Genomic DNA, 16,442 nt, shown 5'->3' on the forward strand with positions numbered 1-16,442 from the left:
TTCGTGTGTCCATCAATTCCATGAGCGATGACATGCTCGCCCGGCTTCTGGCCCTGATCGCCGACGAGCCTGATTACCCCGGCATTTCAAGGGATGAGCCGGTTGTGGTGGAATACTACGCCAATCTCGGCAAGACGATCGTTACGTATCGCGGCTTCATAGAGCTCGACGGCGATGCGTTGTCCCCGTTGTTCGCGACTTCACATACCTGGGAGAAGGCCTCGTCACCGATCGAACAGCTCGAGCAGCTCGATGGGAGACGCAAGCCGGACGCACGGAACGACGCCGACGACGGTCTCGTCCGTCAGCTCATGACCGTGATCGACAACCAGCGGCAGACCATACAGGAGTTGGACGAGCAGGTGCGCGAGCTCCGGAAGGGGCGGGCGACGGCCAGTCCGGGAAGCGAGGAGGCGTGATGGGTTACGGCGTTTCGATGGAGCGGCTAGCGCTCACAGCTGACAGTCTCGTTGATTACATGGTCTCGGTGCATCCCGAGCTCGCTGACCCACGATATGTGGACCTCGATCTCGAACCGTACGGCAAGACCGTGGAGGAAAGCTGGGTTGAGTTTCCGTTGCTGTTCGACGATCTGCTCGACCGTGCGGGACATGTCGAGGCGCAGTACGCGAAAACCAGCTACATGGTCGAACCGGGCGTCGACTATTGCTGCGTCTCCCGACCGAACCGCGACGGCGACATCGTCAGCAGCATGTGCGCAGTGGTTGCGAAGGACGATGGTTCGACCGTCATCCTCGACCCGAACCGTCCAATCGTATACGGTCTGGTCAGCGCCAACCCGGAGCGCCCGCTCCGCGACCTCATTGGCGTCCAAAGCTATCTGGTTCGCGTGTTCGGCGATGCCGTTGGCCGTCCCGGCTTCACGGTTGGCCGTCTCGGCCAGCTCGTTGGCACGCTGCGCGATCTTGTTCGCCTTGCACGTGTGGACGAGGGCGACGATGCCGGCGACGGTGCCGAACAGGCCGCCGACCGCGCCGAACCCGGTCCAGAACAGATTCCAATCCATGAACCGAATACTACCCGCAGGGAGGCGGAGTGATGGTCGTGCTCATCGTGCTCATAGCCCTCGGCGCGCTACTGCTTTGCGCCTGTGGTGCGTTCGCGTTCCTCATGCTCGGCATCGACGTGATCCGCGACTGGTCTCGTGACCCGTTGCGCGACGCTCAGGCCGCTTTGGCGCGGCGTGTCACCCGGCTTGAACGGCATCTCACCAGTACTCAGTCCGATCGAAAGGAGACGCGATGATCACCGCATCGTATCGTCATCGCGGGCATCACATCCGTCGCGGCCCGTGGGCCGATCAAACCCAATTGGAAGGCTCCCCCGCGGGGCTCCCGTATGTTCACCACAAGGCGCATGGGCCGCGACCCTCATTCGTCGAACGATACCCGTATCTGACCGGGCTGACCCTGCTGCTCGCGTTCGCCGGAAGCGTGGGATGGCTGTTCACGCATCAGGGGTGCGCGCATCCGGTCGGCAACCTGATCGCGGTCATGATCATGGTCGGCGCGGGCACACTGCTGCTCCTCCCGGTCGCATGCGCGCGGCTCGCACCCCTGGTCGGGGCGCGATGATTCTTGCCCCGACGGGGATCGCCCATATCCCTGTCGGGGCGGCGACAAAGGACAAGTCGTTAACACCAAATAACCATAACCGAAAATTCTCAAACCATGCGGCCAATCCTTCCCTACAGGGGTTGGCCGTACAGGGCGGAGCAGGCTGGCCCCCGGCATGCAGTTCACGGTTTCATGTGGCCGTGGCAAACATCGGGAATCACGGTTCGATTCCGTGGCCGTCCACGAGCCGAACAGGTCTCACATAAGGAAAAGCCCCGGTTGCAGCCGGGGCTCAGGAAAGAAACAGGATATCGACAAGAGAAAGATATCGACAAGAGAAAGGATACCACGATGGATGCACTGCTGTCATACGCGGATGTGACCGAGCATTACGGCATCACTGTCCCCTCGATGCGGAACCGGGTGCTGCGCGGCGACGCGCCGACCCCGGTGCTCGGCCGTGGAGGCCGCGTGCGCGGCTGGCGACGCGAGGAGATCGAACGATACGACCGCGTCCACACCATGAGCCGAGAACAGTACCTGTACAAGAAAAGGACACGCTGATGCCACGCTACCGCGAGGACACGCTGATCGACCTGTGCGCCCGCCCGTGGGCCGCGTTGACCAGGGAGCATCGACGCGCATCCGTCGCGTTCAAACGACGCACGGTCGGCGACGCGGTCACCGACGCCGCATTGAGGCTGATCGACGGGAACGGTGCGGCCAGTCTCACCGACGCCTGCCTGCACGTCCTCCACGATCCCAGACTCGCCTACCACCAACCGCAAACCACCCCAAACGAACCGCAGCCGGCATCGGCGTCGGAGGAAACCGACAAGAAGGAGAACACCACCATGACCACCACAGCGAAGACCACCGTGAAGACCACCACAGCGAAGACCAAGCCCCAGCAGGAACAGCAGCCTGCGCCGCAGACGGAGCAGCAGCAGCCCGCGCCGGAACCGCAGCAGCCGCAGCAGGAGCGGTCGGAGGCCGTGCCGGCGCGGCTCGACCCGGAGAAGGACGTGCGCGCCGCGCTCATGCATCTGGTCGCCACGACCGGCACGCTCGTCGTCTCCGGCGCGTCCACGTATCCGCTCAACCTCGCCGTGCGAGCCCAGTCCACGCTCGTGGACCTCCTGCACGATCTGCATGCGACGGGCGACGGCATGATCCCCGATCTCGATGATCTCGACCTGTACGACGATGACGATGACGAGGAGGGAGCGCAGTGAGCCGCGTCACCTTGGATCAGGCCCAACGCTCGACGGGCCTGTTCACCATGCGCCGGTTCAAGGGGTCCGGCACCACGAAGGCGAGCCGCCGCGACGCGTGGCTGCAATTCCGCACGCTCGGCGTGGGCGGCTCCGATATGGGCACGATTCTCGGCCTCAACCCGTACGCCACCCCGTACGACCTGTGGCTGGAGAAGACCGGTCGCGTCGAACCGGAGGACATCAGCGGCAAATGGGCCGTCATCAAAGGCAACGCCTTGGAGGTGGAGCTGCGCCGGCGCTTCCGCGCCCTCCACCCGGAATACAAGGTCATCGACGGCACCGACGTCAGCGTCGTGTCGAAACAGCATCCGACCATGCACGCCAGCCTCGACGGCTGGCTCTACGATCCGGACACGGACTCGTGGGGGATCCTCGAGATCAAGACCGCGAACGCGGCGCGCGGCCGCACGGACTGGCACGACGACGACAATGATCCGCGCATCCCCGACTACTACATGGCTCAGGTCACGCATTACATGGCCGTCACCGGGTTCACGTGGGGATACGTGTACGCGGACATCGGCGAGGCTGAGCCGGTGGCGATCCGTTTCGACAGGGACGAGCAGGACGTGAAGACGGTCGTCAAGGCCGCCGAGGAGTTCTGGCGTTTCGTCACCGACGATCGCATGCCCCGCCTCAAGGGCGTGGACGTCGCCAAGGCGTACCCGGAGCCGTCCACCGGCATGGAGACATGCGACGACGACGCGCAGCTCGCCGAGCTCATGGGCGAATACGAGCGGGCGAAGGAGCGGGCCGAGAAGGCGAAGGCCGACCTCGACGTGCTGCGCGACTCGCTCATCGTGCGCATCGGCGACAGCACCGGGGTCCGCTGCCGGGGATGGGAGGCCACCTACCGGCACTGGCATCGAGACGGATACACGCGCGTCGTCAAACCCAGCGACGGACGCACATTCAGATTCAGGACACTCAAGGAAGGACGATAACCATGGGACAGATCGCACAGGCCACGCAGGGCCGCCAACTCCAGGAGATGAACCCGACCGGTCAGATGCGCAGGCTCCTGGAGCGCTCGTGGTCGCGCATCGCGGCGGTCATGCCGCGCGAGATGAACCCGCAGCGCCTCTACCAGATGTACGTGAGCACCATCAACCGGGAGCCCGCTTTGGCGCAATGCACGGTCGAAAGCGTGCTCTCCTGCTTCATGCGCTGCACGTCGCTCGGTCTGGAACCGTCGAACGTGAACGGGCTCGGCATGGCGTACATCCTCCCTTTCGGCAATAAGAACTATCAGACCGGGCAGCGGGAGGCGACGTTCATCCTCGGGTATCGGGGCATCATCGAACTCGCCCGCCGCTCCGGACAGATCAGGGACATCAGCGCGCGCGCCGTCCACGAGGGCGACGAGTTTGAATACTCGTACGGACTCGACGAGACGCTGCGCCACGTGCCGTGCGCCAAGCCCGGCAAGCTCACCCACGTGTACATGGTCGCCAATTTCAAGGACGGCGGCCACTACATGCAGGTCATGACCGTGGACGAGATCAACCAGGCGATGCGCCGCAGCCCCTCGGCACGCAAGCAGACCAGCCCGTGGCACACCGACTACGAGGCCATGGCCAAGAAGACCGTGATCCGCCGCGCCGCACCCTACCTGCCGTTGAGCGTGGAGACACGGGAGGCGATCGCCCAGGACGATGAGACCCCCGACTATGGTGACATGCTCCGCCCCGTCATCCCCTCAACCCCCATCATCGACGCCGACACGGATGCGATCCCGGACGCGGCGGGCGACGCGGAACCGGATGCGACCCCGGACGCGGCGGGCGACGCCGACGCTCCGACCGTGGATCCGCTCGACGGGCAGCGCGCGACGATCCTCGAAGCGTTCCGGTCGATCGGCGTGACCGGTGAGAGGGAGGCGTGCGACACGATCGCGAGGATCGTGGGCCACCCCGTCGAATCCCTCGCCGGGCTCGACGCCGAAGACCTCGACAAGGTGCTCGCCGACCTCGCCGGCGGCCTCAAGCAGGAGGGTGAGTGATGGCGGTCAACGTCACGTTCGCCGGCAACGTCGGCCGGGATCCCGAAACCCGCACATTCCAAAACGGGCACAGCTTGACCACGTTCAGCGTTGGCGTCTCCCAGGGGTATTTCGACACGTCGCGCCAATGGGTGGATCAGGGCACGATGTGGGTCACGGTCGAATGCTCGCCCACGGCCGCCCGACAGCTCCCCTACGTGGCCAAGGGCGCGAGGGTGCTCGTCACCGGACTCCTCTCGCAGCGCTTCTACCAGAAGAAGGACGGAAGCCAGGGCAGCGAGCTTCGCTGCTACGCGCACGCGCTCGGCTTCCTCCACAAACCCCAGCAGCAGGGCCAGCAGTCCCAGCCGTCGCAGCAGGCGGCCGGACCCCAGCAGGCCGCGCCGGCCGCACAGTCGCAGGGCATGCCCGTGGACCCGTGGGCGAGCAACGCGGGAAGCGATGCGGAATGGAATGCCGCAGCCGGCGGCGAGCCGAGCTTCTAGAAATAAGGAGTGACGATGACCAGTGATGTGAAACGGTCGCAGGAGGCGCTGATCCCGCGCGCCCAGCAGATCATGAAAGCCAGCGCCGCATACTTGGCGCAGGTGCGCAAATACATGACGCAGGCCACGAAGAAGGAGTACGCCGCCAAATGGGGGGACATCGACGCGATCACGGAGACGATCTACGACACCGCGGAACTCGCCCAGCGCACACTGGACGCGGGGCTGGCGGTCGAGACGATGCTCGCCAAGCCGTTGAAGAGCCGCGAGGTGGTCATGCTCGACGACCTGCGTCGCAGCCTCGACCCCACTGTCACGCCCGACGAGCGGACCGGAGACGCGAGATGAGCGACACCCGCAAGCGAAAGCGCAGCCGCAGGACCGCGCATGACAACGGCACCCGGTGGGAGTCCGCGATGGAGGCCTACCTGCAGTGGGCGCTCGACGACCTGCGCATCCGTCGTCTCCGCCTCAACGCCGGCAAGGACATCGGCGACATCGGAGTCGTCTACTATCGGGGCGAGCCGGTCACGATCGAATGCAAATGGACCGACGGCCTGAACGCGGGCCCGCACATGCGCGAAGCCGAACGGGAGGCCGGCAACTGGGACAGCCCCTACCCGTGGATCCTGCAGAAGAAGGATCGGGTCGGATTGACCAGCATCCACCGGCTCGGCCAGCACATGGCGTACACGCGCACCAGCGTACTCGACGCGATGCTGCTCGACTGGGACGAGACCATGCGACGCCGCATCCTCACCGGCAGCAGGACGGTCGGCCGGAGTCGCGACATCACCATGATCACCACCCGCCAGTTCGCGCTGCTCCTCAACCACGGCGAACCGTTGGGACCGGACCAATGAGCGGCCTGATCGTCCAGGCCGCATTGTTCGCGCTCATGTTCTTCATCGGATGGCTAGGAGGCCGCAAATGACACGTCAGGGATACGGGAAGCTGTCGAACGGCTTCCACGCGAACACGAAGGTCAAGAAGCTGCGTCGCGTGTGCCCGACCGCGCTCGGCGTGTACTGCATGGCGATCTCCTACTGCTCCGACGTGCTCAACGACGGCGTGATGAGCGAGGACGACGTGCTCTACCAGCTCGACGCCACCGAGGAGGAGCTCGCCGCGCTCGTCAAGGTCGGCCTGTTCGACCGTCTGGACGACGGCTCATATCGCATCCACGACTATCTGACCTACCAGTCGAGCAGGCAGCAGGTCGAGGAGAAGGCAGCGGATGCACGTGACCGCAAACGCCGCCAACGCGACAATACTATTGTCACATCTGAGTCACAGCGTGACAATGCGAATGTCACAAGCATGTCACGCTGTGACAATACGAACGTCACGCCGGAGTCACGCGAGGACTCTTTAACCAAGAACCAAGAACCAAGAACCAAAGAATCCTCTAACGAGGATTCTCTCCCCCAAACCCCCTCACGGGGGCCGAGCGTTCCAGCCGACGAGGAGTATCCGATCGCGTTCGAGCAGTTCTGGGCCACCTATCCGCGCAAGGAGGGCAAACGCAAGGCGCTCGCCGCGTGGAGACGCGCCCGACGCAAGACCGGCCACGAGACGCTGATCGCCAAGGCCGCCCAGTATCACGCCGATCCGAACCGGGAGCCGGGCTATACGCTCACCCCGGCGAACTGGCTTGACGGGGAGCATTGGCTCGACGATCCGCTGCCGGCCAAGCCCAGGCCGGGCCAGCCCGACCCCGAGGCGGAGAAGGCCGCACGCCTCCGGGACGTGGACTGGCTGTGCACGCACGTGGACGATCCGGAGGCGCAGGACGCGGCCCTGCTGCTGCCCGAGAAGGCGCAGGCGCTGGCCCGCGCCCGATACCCGGACGAATGGTATCGCCTGTGGCGGCGCGGCACCCAGCGCGCCGAACGTGAGGTCGCGTCGTGAGCGGGGATCGTGCGTGCAGCGAGCGCCGGTACGGGGATTGGCTCGCGATGAATCCGCTGCTCGACTCGCGTCCCGATCTCGCGTTCCGGTTGCACGCCGAGTACTGGCGCAACGCCGCGCAGGGGCATCGCAACGCGATCAACGCGTGCATGTGCCTCGCCCGCGCCAACGGCGTGACCGGCCCCCTGACCTGCGACCGCCCATCGGCCGCTCGAACCCTCATCTGAACCTGAAAGGAACCAATCATGACCAGCGAAACCAGTGAAACCAGTGAAATCGAAACCACGCCGGATACGGACGCGGGCGTGGATCCGCTGTTCGAGGCCGGGTATCGGGCCGCGTTGAGCCGTGTGCGCGAGATCATGCTCGCCAGTGAGCCGGAGCCGCCAGAACGGGCCGTCGAGGCAGCGGCCCGCGTCCTGTGCGACCTGATCGACGCGGACGATCTCGACGCGATCAGCCCCTACCGGCGCTCCCACTGGCTCGAGATCGCCCGCCAGAGCGTTCAGGCCGCATGCCGTGCGGCACAGGCCCTCCCCGTCGAAGCCGTCCAAGGTTTGGAGGCGACGCGATGAGCGACGATCTCGCGGGGAAGCTTCTCGACGCGTGCGGTCGCGCGGGCCTGTGCGTGTTCCCATGCGACGACCATACGGGCGACGTCAACGATCCGGACGTGATGAGGACGCTCGCCGTCGAGCTCGCCCCGATCCTCGACGAGGACGAGATGATGGCGTGCCGGGCGGCGTGGGCGGACGGGTGGCGGCAGGGCGTTCACGCCGCGTGGACCTGCTATCAGACCGGGCTGGCCGCATCCCTTCCGCCGGACGCGGCCAGCAACCCGTATGAGCGGAAGGACACGCGATGAACGCTCCTACGCTCGCGAGGATATACACTCGCGACATGCTCGCCGACGCGCTCGACGTTGCGCTCGACTCGCTCGACCTGACCGTCACGGCGAGGAACCGCGACGACGAGACCGACTGGCAGGACGTGACCATGATCGCCGATGCCATGTACGGCGCTGCGGGCATCGAGACCGACATCGGCGAGCTGCTGGAGGAATCGTGACGCGGCGCGGTGACATACGCGGGCTGCTGCGCCGTTTGGAGCAGGCGGGATGCACGGTCACGCGCGGCCGGAACCACCACTGGCACATCCGACTGCCCGACGGTCGCGTGATCGTCCGCCCGTCCACGCCTGGCAACAACAACAGCCAGTACAGGAGTCTGCGTGATCTCGCCGACCGGCTGGAAACCGGGGCGGGGCGTGCAGTCAACGGAAAGGAGCCGGCATGACCGGCAAGACGAAGCGTGACCTCGTGCTCAAATGGCACAAGCGGGGCTATGACACCGGATACATCGCCAAAACGCTCGGACTGCCGGTCGCGGAGGTGTTGGCCATCATCACCCCGCCCAGACCGCAGGACCCGCCGTCGAGGAGACGCGGGCCCGAGTTCATCCAGCCGCCAGCATTCGACTGAACCGGACAGTCCGGTCATCATCCGTGGAAGGGGAGCCATATGGCAGAAACGCCGCAGCCCGACATGAGACGGTTCACGCTCGACGTGACGCTGCTGCGCGACTCGTGGCGGCCCGTCGGCCTGATCGCCGACCGTCACGCCAGCATCGCCGACGACGCCAACGGACGACGATCCCCCGCCTCGACGGCGATGCTGCCCTTCAACCTCGCCGCATTCCAGATCCGCGACGACATGGCCATGCACGCCCGCCGACTCATCCACGCGGGCCGCCTCCACCCCACGCGCCACATGACCGTGCGCGACCTGTACAAGGGCGTGCTCGCCAACCTCCCCCGCTACGAGACGCTGCCCGAACTGCCCCTCCTGGCCGACGAGACGCATCGGCTCGCCAACCGCGTCCGCCTCCTCCTGGACCCGCCCAGCGACGTGCGCATGATCGGCTGGTGCCCCGCCTGCGCGACCGAACTGCGAGCCGACGAGCAGGAGATCGCCGGCGGCTACATCCCATGCCCCGCATGCGGCGGCGAATACCGCATCAAGGACATCCACCAGCTGGACATGCTCAGACTACGCGTCAGCGGCGTGAAGGGCACCCCCGCCCAACTGTCGAGGCTATTGGAGCCGTGGGGCATCAGCATCAAGGCCGCGACGATACGCCAATGGGCGAAACGCGGCATCATCCAACCCATCGGCCACGACGGCACAGCCCCCGTGTTCCTCATCTGGGACGTATGGCAGGCGCACACCCGCCTCGCCGGATACGACAAGGCGCGACGCAGCCGACGGCACACGCGCCCGTGACGGAGTGATGCAGATTGATACAGGCAAGCCGATTTGACAAACCCCGCGACTGTCACGCATACTGATACTAGATTGGTCATTACCATGCAACGGGAATGATCGAACAACGACCGCATACACCCGTGAGGATGATGCTGTCGTTTCTCCAAGGGCGGCTCCCCGATCGGGGCGCAACCGGGTCCAAACCAGTCGCGAATGTGCTCCGCCCGCCACACGTCATTACAGCGAGGACGACAATGACTCGCACCAACCCACGCTACGCCAACGGGCACAGACGCCGACAAATGAGGGCCCGCGTCAAGGCAGCCAACACCTGCTGCTACATCTGCGGCCAGCCCATCGACTACACGCTCAAACCACCCGACCCATGGAGCTACGTCGTGGACGAAACCATCCCGCTCGCCAAAGGCGGCACGCTCACCTACCGCAACAGCGGCGCCGCACACCGATGGTGCAACCAGATCAAAGGCACACACACCCTCGAATGGGCACGCGAGGAGGCCAGCCGCATCCTCAACGGGCAAGGCAAAGGCACACAGACCAGACCGACCGCGATCCCGTTCACACGACTCGACCTATGACCCAGGGGGGTTAGGGGTCAAATGGTTCCGTGGCGCACCCCGGGGCATAGCGCCTTTCTCTCCCCGACCGTTAGCACCGTTAACGGTCCGAAACGTTAACAGGCCGGCAAGGAGGCGCGAGCATGGCGAAACCACGTGTGTGCGCCCGTTGCGGCAAGCCCATCGGCAGGAACATGAGCCCGCGGGCGAAGTACTGCTCCGACTCGTGCCGCGTGCTCGCCTGCCGTGAGCGCAGGGCCAAGGGCATCAAGATCGAACCGGTGCCGAAGGCGAAGCCGGCGCCGGCGCTTGACCGGCGCGAGTTCGAGCGGATGATGGACGACGGCATGGAGGACGTGCTGCGCCATACGCGCGACGTGCTCAGGAAGGCGTTGGACGATCCGGAGACAAGGGCGTCGGACCTGCCGGCGTTGTCGCGCCAGTACATCGCGGTGTGCCGCGAACTGGAGTCGCAGTCCGGCGGCGGCCTGTTCGACGAGACGGAAAGCGAGACGACGGAGGTGAGCGATGTCGGAGCGTCGGTTGTCTGAGCTGGCGCGCGTGCTCTCCCGGCCATCGGGCATCGTCTCCAGTGATTTCCCGTTGATCGAGAAGGCCGCCTCGAGGATGGGCATTGAATATGACCTTTGGCAGAAGGGTCTGCTCTATCTCATGTTCGGCAAACGGGCCGACGGCACCTATGCGTGTGGCGGGGGCGGCGCGGTCATTTCGATTTGCCGGCAGGTGGGCAAGACGTTCACGGTCGGGTCCGCCATCTTCATCCTGTGCGCCGGCCGCAAGGACCTGAAGGTGTTGTGGACCGCGCACCGCACGCGCACCAGCGATGAGACATTCCAGACGATGTGCGGTTTCGCCCGCAACAGGCTCATGGCCCGCTACGTGGACCACATCCGGCGTGCGAACGGCCAGCAGGAGATCGCCTTCAGGAACGGGAGCCGGATCATGTTCGGCGCGCGCGAGCAGGGCTTCGGCCGTGGCTTCGACGCGGTGGACACGGAGGTGTTCGACGAGGCGCAGATCCTGACTGTGAAGGCGTTGAACGACATGGTGCCCGCGATGAACGTGAGCCCGAACCCGCTGCTGGTGTTCATGGGCACGCCGCCGCAGCCGGGAGACCCGTCCGAACAGTTCGCCGCCAAGCGAGCGGACGGGCTCAAGGGCGTGGACGGCATGCTGTACGTGGAGTTCAGCGCCGACAGGGACGCCAACCCTGATGACCGCGCGCAGTGGGCGAAGGCCAACCCCTCGTATCCGAAGCGCACCAGCGGGAAGGCCATCGAACGCCTGCGCCAATCATTGGGCGGCGTCGACAATTTCCGCCGCGAGGCGCTCGGCATCTGGGACGAGGACACGAGCGCGTCCGCGATCGACCCCGGGCAATGGGAGGAATGCACGGTCGCCGAGCCGGACGCGGAGGGGCGTGTCTCGTTCGGTCTGGACATGCCGCCGGACAGGTCGGCGCTGGCCATCGGCGTCGCCGTCCGTCATGGGGATGATACCGCGTATGTGGGTTTGCAGGAGTACCGGGACGTGAAAACGCAGGGTGTCGCGTGGGCGGTCGAATGGCTTGAGGAGCGTTGGCCGAAGACGTGCGCGGTGGTTGTGGACGCGCAGTCGCCGGCCATGAGCATCGTCCCGGACCTGGTGAAACGGCACGTGAAGGTCACGGTCACGCAGACCCGTGACCTCGGCGCGGCGACTGGACGGATGCTCGACATGATCCACGCCGGCACCCTCCAACACCTCGACACCCAGCAGCAACCCCAGTTGAACGCGGCCGTCAACGGCGCGACCCTGCGCCCGTTGGGTCCCAACGGCATGAGCGCGTGGAACAAGAAAGGCTCGGACGTGGACATTTCACCATTGCAGGCATGCACCCTCGCACTGCACGGCGCATACACGTCCAAAAGGCATCCCGGCAGGAAGGCGAAGGCGGTGGCATTATGAGCGAACCGATACCACAGCTCGAATCCGTATCCGTGGACGGCCTGCCCGACCAGTACCGTGCCGACTGGGAGACGATGCTCACCCAATGGCAGCGAAAACTGACCCGTAATCGATTGCGCGCCGCCTACTACAACGGGGCGAACCGCATCAAGAACCTCGGCATCGCCGTCCCCGACACCATGATCGACTTCGACGAGGTCGTCGGCTGGCCCGCCAAGGCGGTGGACGTGCTCGCCAACCGCATCCGCTTCGACGGGTTCGTCACCACAGGCGACGAAATCGATCCGCTCGGCCTGGACAGACTGCTGCGCGAGAGCGATTTCGCCAGCATCCTTCTGCAGGCGACGCGCAGCGCCCTCATCCACTCGTGCAGCTTCGTCAACGTGGCCGGAGGGCGAGGCCAGCCCATATCCGTGTTCTTCCGATCCGCCCTGTACGAGACAGGTATCTGGGACGACGCGGCGCACGCTTTGCGCTGCGCGCTCGCCATCGTCTCCCTGACCGTCGACTCCGTGAACACCGGCATGGCCCGGCCGCGCGAGCTTGTCCTGTACGAGCCCGATGAGACGCTGCGCATTCGACTGTCCGCAGGACGCTACGAGGTCATGGAGCGCATTCCGAACACGCTGGGGCACGTGCCCGTGTACGTGCTCGCCTACCATCAGGACCTTCACAGGCCGTTCGGCCGCTCCCGCATCAACCGTGAGGTCATGAGCCTGACGGACACGGCCGTGCGCACGATGCTGCGCATGGAAGTGTCCGCCGAATTCTACAGCTCTCCGCAACGCTACCTGCTGGGCGCGGAGCCGCCCGTCGGCGCGGACGGCAAGGCGCTGACCGGTTGGATGGCATCCCTGTCGAAGATGCTCGTCATCAACCGCGACGAGGACGGGCAGCTGCCGTCCATCGGCCAGTTCGCGCAGATGACCATGGCCCCGCACACCGACATGCTGCGCGCCCTGGCCGGCCGCTTCAGCGGCGCGACCGGCGTGCCCATGGCCCAGCTGGGCGTAATGACGGACTCCGGCCCATCGAGCGCGGACGCGATCGCCGCCTCCGAGACGGAACTGGTCATCGAGGCGAGGAACACGTGCGAGGCGTTCGGCGCCCAATTATGCAAGGCCGCCAGCGACATGGCGATCCTCAACGGCACAAGCCCCGGCGACGAGGCGTTGAACCATCTCAAGGTCAACTGGCGTGACCCGGAACGTCCCAGCCAGGCGGCGGTGGCCGACGCGGTCCTCAAGATCGTGCAGGCCATCCCGTGGACGGCGAACAGCCGCGTGATCCTCGAGAAACTCCAATTCAGCGACACGGACATCACGCGTCTCCTGTCGGACAAGAACCGGCAGAACGCGGCCGCGGTGCTCGACAGGCTCGTCAACATGAACGCGGCCAGCCAGCCCGCGAACCAACCGGCGGATGGAGGCGGCGATGACGGACAGCAGCCGGACACCGGACCGCAAGGACGTGGACAAACTCGCCAGGGCGCAGCAGGAGGCGGTGAGAGCGGCCAGGCGTGAACTGCGCAGGACGTTCGAGACCGTGTACAACATGTACTACGGAGATCCCGCCGGCATGCGTGACGCGCTCCTCGACCTCGTGCCCGCCATCGCCCGCAAATACGGCGACGTCGGGTCCGTCGCCGCAGGCGAATGGTTCGAGCAGATGCGCGCCAAATGGTTCAAGGACCAAACGGACATCGACGCCACCTACCAGCCCGACGACACCGCCATGCGCGGGACCATACGCCGGTTGGCCGGCCACCTATGGGACGAAGAGGACGGCACGCCCGCCGACCCCGACATGATGCTCAGGGGCCTGCTGGCGAACATGGACAAATGGGTCAAGGCGGGCGGACGCGAAACCATCGAACGCGCCAGCCGTCGCGACGCGCGCAAACCGAGGTATGCGCGCGTGCCGCAGGGGCCGACCTGCGGGTTCTGCATCATGCTCGCATCCCGCGGCTTCGTGTACTCGAGCGCCGAAGCCGCGGGCGGCGACATGAACGACTACCACAACGACTGCGACTGCGAGCCGATCCCGAGCTGGGACAAGAAGAACCCGAAGATCGAGGGATACGATCCCGACAGTCTCTATGAACGGTACAGCGCCTGCCGCTCCACTGTTGAGAACCTTCTGACCGAGGAACGATATCGGAAGACGTACCGGGACGTGTTCGTGCCCCGATACGAGGGCGACGAGCCGAAGACGTTCAACCAGTGGGTGGCCCGACAGATCGCCGCCGAAATGGATACGCGTGACCGGCAATGGCTCTATGCCGGGACACCATGCCCGATCGACAAGGAAACGGGGGCAAAGCCTCTCAGCAAGGAATGGAATGTCGGCAAAGGTCTGACAGATCAGGGCTTCAACGTGAAATTCATCAAGGAGATCAACAAGAACCATATCAAAACGCCGGACGCCTACCTGAACGACGTCGCGTGGGAATTCAAGATCCCGGATTCATGGAACTCCGAGAAGACCATCAAAAACCAATTCAAGAAGGCCGAAGGCAAGGGGACGTCAAAACTGTTGATCTCCAATGAATCCAACAAAGCCCCCGCCGAGGCCATGAAAGAGAGCATCCAATTGATGATGGAATCACAGGATTTTCCATACATCGACGAAGTGCTGTTCTGGGATTCCAAGACCGGAGAATTGACCAGATTCAAACGGGAATAAAAGAAGCGGCCCAGACACTAGTGAACTAACCCAAGTAGGAATCCGCTTCACCACCAGTCTATCACATTCTTGACCACCCGCACGGGTGGTTTTCTCATATAAGGAGCCAACCATGGATGAACCCGTTGAACCCGCGTCCGTCACGGTGAAGGTCAAGCCCGACCTGAGCGAGCTGCGCGCGTTCCTCACGGACATGCTCGCCGTCATCGACCGGTACGACGCGGCCTCAGCCGAGTGACCGATAACCATTTTTCTGTTCACAGCCACCCGCACGGGTGGTTTTTTCATGCCCGAAACGGGCCCCATATCAACCATCAGGAGGAAAACCATGGCCGAGGAAGCCAACAGCAACGCCGACCAGTCGCAGGACACCGCGAAGCCGCACGGCGAGCAGTCCACGGATTGGGAGGCGAAATACCGCGAGGCCGTATCCCATTCGCGTGAGTGGGAGAAGCGTGCGAAGGACAACAAGGCGGCCGCCGACGAGCTGCAACAGCTCAAGGAGTCGCAGATGTCCGAACAGCAGAAGGCCGAGGCGCGTACCGCAAAGCTCCAGAAGGAGCTCGATGCTTTGAAGGCCGAGAAGCAGGCGGCCGAGTGGCGCTCGCAGGTGGCCGCCGATACCGGCCTGCCCGCGAATCTCATCGTCGGCGACAGCCTCGAGGCCATGCAGTCGCATGCGAAGGCCATCAACGAGTACGTGGAATCCCGGATGCCGAAAAACGGGATCCCCGCGCCCACGGACGGCACCGTGCAACCCGAGGAACCGCGCTCCAAGGGCGCGGACGATCTGCGGCACGCGTTCGAACGGATCAACTTCTGAGATCCTCCGCAGCATAACCCCGATCATTCCAACCAAGCTCGAAAGGAGCATCCATCATGGCAGATCCGACCATGAACCGCCAGTCCGGCGGACTGGACCTGACCCCGGAAACCCAGGCGCAGATCTGGCAGACCGCAACCTACCAGAGCGCGTTCATGCAGCTCGTCCCGCAGATCAACCTGCCCGGCAAGGGCGTGCGCGTGCCCATCATCACCGGCGACCCGGTCGCGGACTGGGTGCAGGAGGGAGCCGAGAAGCCCAAGAGCGGCGTCGGCTTCTCCAAGAAGGACATGGTGCCCTACACCATCGCGGTCATCCTGCCGTTCTCCAACCAGTTCCGCCGCGACTTCGACGCCCTGTACGCGCAGATCATCGCCAAGGGGCCCGGCGCGATCGCCCGCAAGATCGACCAGACCATCATGGGTCTGGGCGACAAGCCGGGCGCGGACTTCGACACGCTCGCCGACGCGCCGCAGGTGCAGCTCGGCAAGACCGTGTGGAAGAGCCTCAACGACGCCGACGACTCCGTGACCAACGCGGACGGAACCGTGGACGGCTGGGCTTTGAGCCCTCAGGGGCGCAGCATCCTGCGCCAGACGACCGACAACAACGGACGCCCCCTGTTTTTGAACGGCACGTCCGGCGCCGACGTGAGCACCGTGCTCGGCAACCGCACCTACATCAGCAAGGGCGTGCACGTGCCCGCTCAGACCGCCGGAGAGAACAACAATCCCCCGGCCCGCCCGGAGATCGTGGGCGTGGCCGGCGAGTTCGCGTCCGCCGCGTGGGGCACCCCGCAGGGATTGCAGACCAGCGTTTCCGACCAGTCGACCATCACGATCGACGGCAAGCCGGTCAACCTGTGGGAGAAGA

The 16,442-nt window shown here is 65.0% G+C and carries 27 protein-coding genes; all 27 read left to right on the forward strand.

Translation table 11 applies throughout. The features are described 5' to 3' along the window. The first annotated feature begins 20 nt into the window (after window positions 1–20). Window positions 21–419 (forward strand): hypothetical protein, encoded by a 399-nt coding sequence (locus EHS19_RS01800; protein ID WP_175578241.1) that lies wholly within the window; start codon window positions 21–23, stop codon window positions 417–419. After that, on the forward strand, window positions 419–1,060 hold the full coding sequence (locus tag EHS19_RS01805; RefSeq protein ID WP_151916076.1) for a hypothetical protein: 642 nt from the start codon (window positions 419–421) through the stop codon (window positions 1,058–1,060). The genes EHS19_RS01800 and EHS19_RS01805 overlap by 1 nt, the downstream gene beginning before the upstream one ends. Beyond that, entirely contained in the window at window positions 1,060–1,266 is a 207-nt protein-coding gene (locus EHS19_RS01810; RefSeq protein ID WP_151916078.1) for a hypothetical protein, read from the forward strand. Before EHS19_RS01805 ends, EHS19_RS01810 begins: the two co-directional genes overlap by 1 nt. Continuing rightward, complete coding sequence (locus EHS19_RS01815; RefSeq protein WP_151916079.1) at window positions 1,263–1,595, forward strand: hypothetical protein; 333 nt, start codon at window positions 1,263–1,265, stop codon at window positions 1,593–1,595. The genes EHS19_RS01810 and EHS19_RS01815 overlap by 4 nt, the downstream gene beginning before the upstream one ends. Before the next feature lie 333 nt (window positions 1,596–1,928). Further along, window positions 1,929–2,141 (forward strand): hypothetical protein, encoded by a 213-nt coding sequence (locus EHS19_RS01820; protein WP_151916081.1) that lies wholly within the window; start codon window positions 1,929–1,931, stop codon window positions 2,139–2,141. Next, on the forward strand, window positions 2,141–2,812 hold the full coding sequence (locus EHS19_RS01825; RefSeq protein WP_151916082.1) for a hypothetical protein: 672 nt from the start codon (window positions 2,141–2,143) through the stop codon (window positions 2,810–2,812). Before EHS19_RS01820 ends, EHS19_RS01825 begins: the two co-directional genes overlap by 1 nt. Further along, a complete protein-coding gene (locus EHS19_RS01830) occupies window positions 2,809–3,798 on the forward strand; it encodes a YqaJ viral recombinase family nuclease (protein WP_151916083.1) in 990 nt (329 codons plus the stop codon). The genes EHS19_RS01825 and EHS19_RS01830 overlap by 4 nt, the downstream gene beginning before the upstream one ends. Before the next feature lie 2 nt (window positions 3,799–3,800). Beyond that, window positions 3,801–4,856, forward strand: coding sequence for a recombinase RecT (locus tag EHS19_RS01835; protein WP_206666303.1), 1,056 nt, complete (start codon window positions 3,801–3,803; stop codon window positions 4,854–4,856). Then, window positions 4,856–5,341, forward strand: coding sequence for a single-stranded DNA-binding protein (locus EHS19_RS01840; RefSeq protein ID WP_151916084.1), 486 nt, complete (start codon window positions 4,856–4,858; stop codon window positions 5,339–5,341). The genes EHS19_RS01835 and EHS19_RS01840 overlap by 1 nt, the downstream gene beginning before the upstream one ends. Before the next feature lie 15 nt (window positions 5,342–5,356). Beyond that, window positions 5,357–5,689, forward strand: a complete 333-nt coding sequence (locus EHS19_RS01845) for a hypothetical protein (protein ID WP_151916086.1) — start codon at window positions 5,357–5,359, stop codon at window positions 5,687–5,689. After that, complete coding sequence (locus EHS19_RS01850; protein WP_151916088.1) at window positions 5,686–6,204, forward strand: hypothetical protein; 519 nt, start codon at window positions 5,686–5,688, stop codon at window positions 6,202–6,204. The genes EHS19_RS01845 and EHS19_RS01850 overlap by 4 nt, the downstream gene beginning before the upstream one ends. A 67-nt stretch (window positions 6,205–6,271) precedes the next feature. Continuing rightward, window positions 6,272–7,252: a hypothetical protein gene (locus EHS19_RS01855; protein ID WP_151916090.1), complete on the forward strand. Its 981-nt coding sequence runs from the start codon at window positions 6,272–6,274 to the stop codon at window positions 7,250–7,252. Next, window positions 7,249–7,479 carry a hypothetical protein gene (locus EHS19_RS01860; RefSeq protein ID WP_151916091.1) on the forward strand — a complete coding sequence of 77 codons (231 nt, stop codon included), beginning with the start codon at window positions 7,249–7,251 and terminating at the stop codon, window positions 7,477–7,479. The genes EHS19_RS01855 and EHS19_RS01860 overlap by 4 nt, the downstream gene beginning before the upstream one ends. 18 nt (window positions 7,480–7,497) lie before the next feature. After that, the gene (locus EHS19_RS01865) at window positions 7,498–7,827 is read left to right on the forward strand and encodes a hypothetical protein (RefSeq protein WP_151916092.1); all 330 of its coding nucleotides are present in this window, start codon (window positions 7,498–7,500) and stop codon (window positions 7,825–7,827) included. Then, window positions 7,824–8,117: a hypothetical protein gene (locus EHS19_RS01870; RefSeq protein WP_151916093.1), complete on the forward strand. Its 294-nt coding sequence runs from the start codon at window positions 7,824–7,826 to the stop codon at window positions 8,115–8,117. Before EHS19_RS01865 ends, EHS19_RS01870 begins: the two co-directional genes overlap by 4 nt. Then, a complete protein-coding gene (locus EHS19_RS01875) occupies window positions 8,114–8,320 on the forward strand; it encodes a hypothetical protein (RefSeq protein ID WP_151916094.1) in 207 nt (68 codons plus the stop codon). Before EHS19_RS01870 ends, EHS19_RS01875 begins: the two co-directional genes overlap by 4 nt. After that, window positions 8,317–8,547 carry a hypothetical protein gene (locus EHS19_RS01880; protein ID WP_151916096.1) on the forward strand — a complete coding sequence of 77 codons (231 nt, stop codon included), beginning with the start codon at window positions 8,317–8,319 and terminating at the stop codon, window positions 8,545–8,547. The genes EHS19_RS01875 and EHS19_RS01880 overlap by 4 nt, the downstream gene beginning before the upstream one ends. Further along, on the forward strand, window positions 8,544–8,732 hold the full coding sequence (locus EHS19_RS01885) for a hypothetical protein (RefSeq protein ID WP_151916097.1): 189 nt from the start codon (window positions 8,544–8,546) through the stop codon (window positions 8,730–8,732). The genes EHS19_RS01880 and EHS19_RS01885 overlap by 4 nt, the downstream gene beginning before the upstream one ends. Before the next feature lie 39 nt (window positions 8,733–8,771). Next, a complete protein-coding gene (locus EHS19_RS01890; protein WP_151916099.1) occupies window positions 8,772–9,533 on the forward strand; it encodes a hypothetical protein in 762 nt (253 codons plus the stop codon). Window positions 9,534–9,769: 236 nt separating this feature from the next. After that, on the forward strand, window positions 9,770–10,114 hold the full coding sequence (locus EHS19_RS01895) for a hypothetical protein (protein WP_151916101.1): 345 nt from the start codon (window positions 9,770–9,772) through the stop codon (window positions 10,112–10,114). 122 nt (window positions 10,115–10,236) lie between these two features. Further along, entirely contained in the window at window positions 10,237–10,644 is a 408-nt protein-coding gene (locus EHS19_RS01900) for a hypothetical protein (RefSeq protein WP_151916103.1), read from the forward strand. Next, window positions 10,622–12,061 (forward strand): terminase, encoded by a 1,440-nt coding sequence (locus tag EHS19_RS01905; protein ID WP_151916105.1) that lies wholly within the window; start codon window positions 10,622–10,624, stop codon window positions 12,059–12,061. The genes EHS19_RS01900 and EHS19_RS01905 overlap by 23 nt, the downstream gene beginning before the upstream one ends. After that, complete coding sequence (locus tag EHS19_RS01910; protein WP_175578242.1) at window positions 12,058–13,584, forward strand: phage portal protein; 1,527 nt, start codon at window positions 12,058–12,060, stop codon at window positions 13,582–13,584. The genes EHS19_RS01905 and EHS19_RS01910 overlap by 4 nt, the downstream gene beginning before the upstream one ends. After that, the gene (locus EHS19_RS01915) at window positions 13,496–14,746 is read left to right on the forward strand and encodes a VG15 protein (RefSeq protein ID WP_151916109.1); all 1,251 of its coding nucleotides are present in this window, start codon (window positions 13,496–13,498) and stop codon (window positions 14,744–14,746) included. The genes EHS19_RS01910 and EHS19_RS01915 overlap by 89 nt, the downstream gene beginning before the upstream one ends. A 112-nt stretch (window positions 14,747–14,858) precedes the next feature. Continuing rightward, entirely contained in the window at window positions 14,859–14,984 is a 126-nt protein-coding gene (locus EHS19_RS11550) for a hypothetical protein (RefSeq protein WP_277752779.1), read from the forward strand. A 90-nt stretch (window positions 14,985–15,074) separates the two neighbouring features. Continuing rightward, the gene (locus EHS19_RS01920) at window positions 15,075–15,569 is read left to right on the forward strand and encodes a DUF4355 domain-containing protein (protein ID WP_151916111.1); all 495 of its coding nucleotides are present in this window, start codon (window positions 15,075–15,077) and stop codon (window positions 15,567–15,569) included. A 56-nt stretch (window positions 15,570–15,625) separates the two neighbouring features. Then, the coding region (locus tag EHS19_RS01925) for a phage major capsid protein (RefSeq protein WP_175578243.1) at window positions 15,626–16,442 on the forward strand (817 nt) is incomplete at its 3' end.

This window comes from Bifidobacterium jacchi, from assembly GCF_009078285.1.
In the GTDB taxonomy this organism is placed as follows: Bacteria; Actinomycetota; Actinomycetes; order Actinomycetales; family Bifidobacteriaceae; genus Bifidobacterium; species Bifidobacterium jacchi.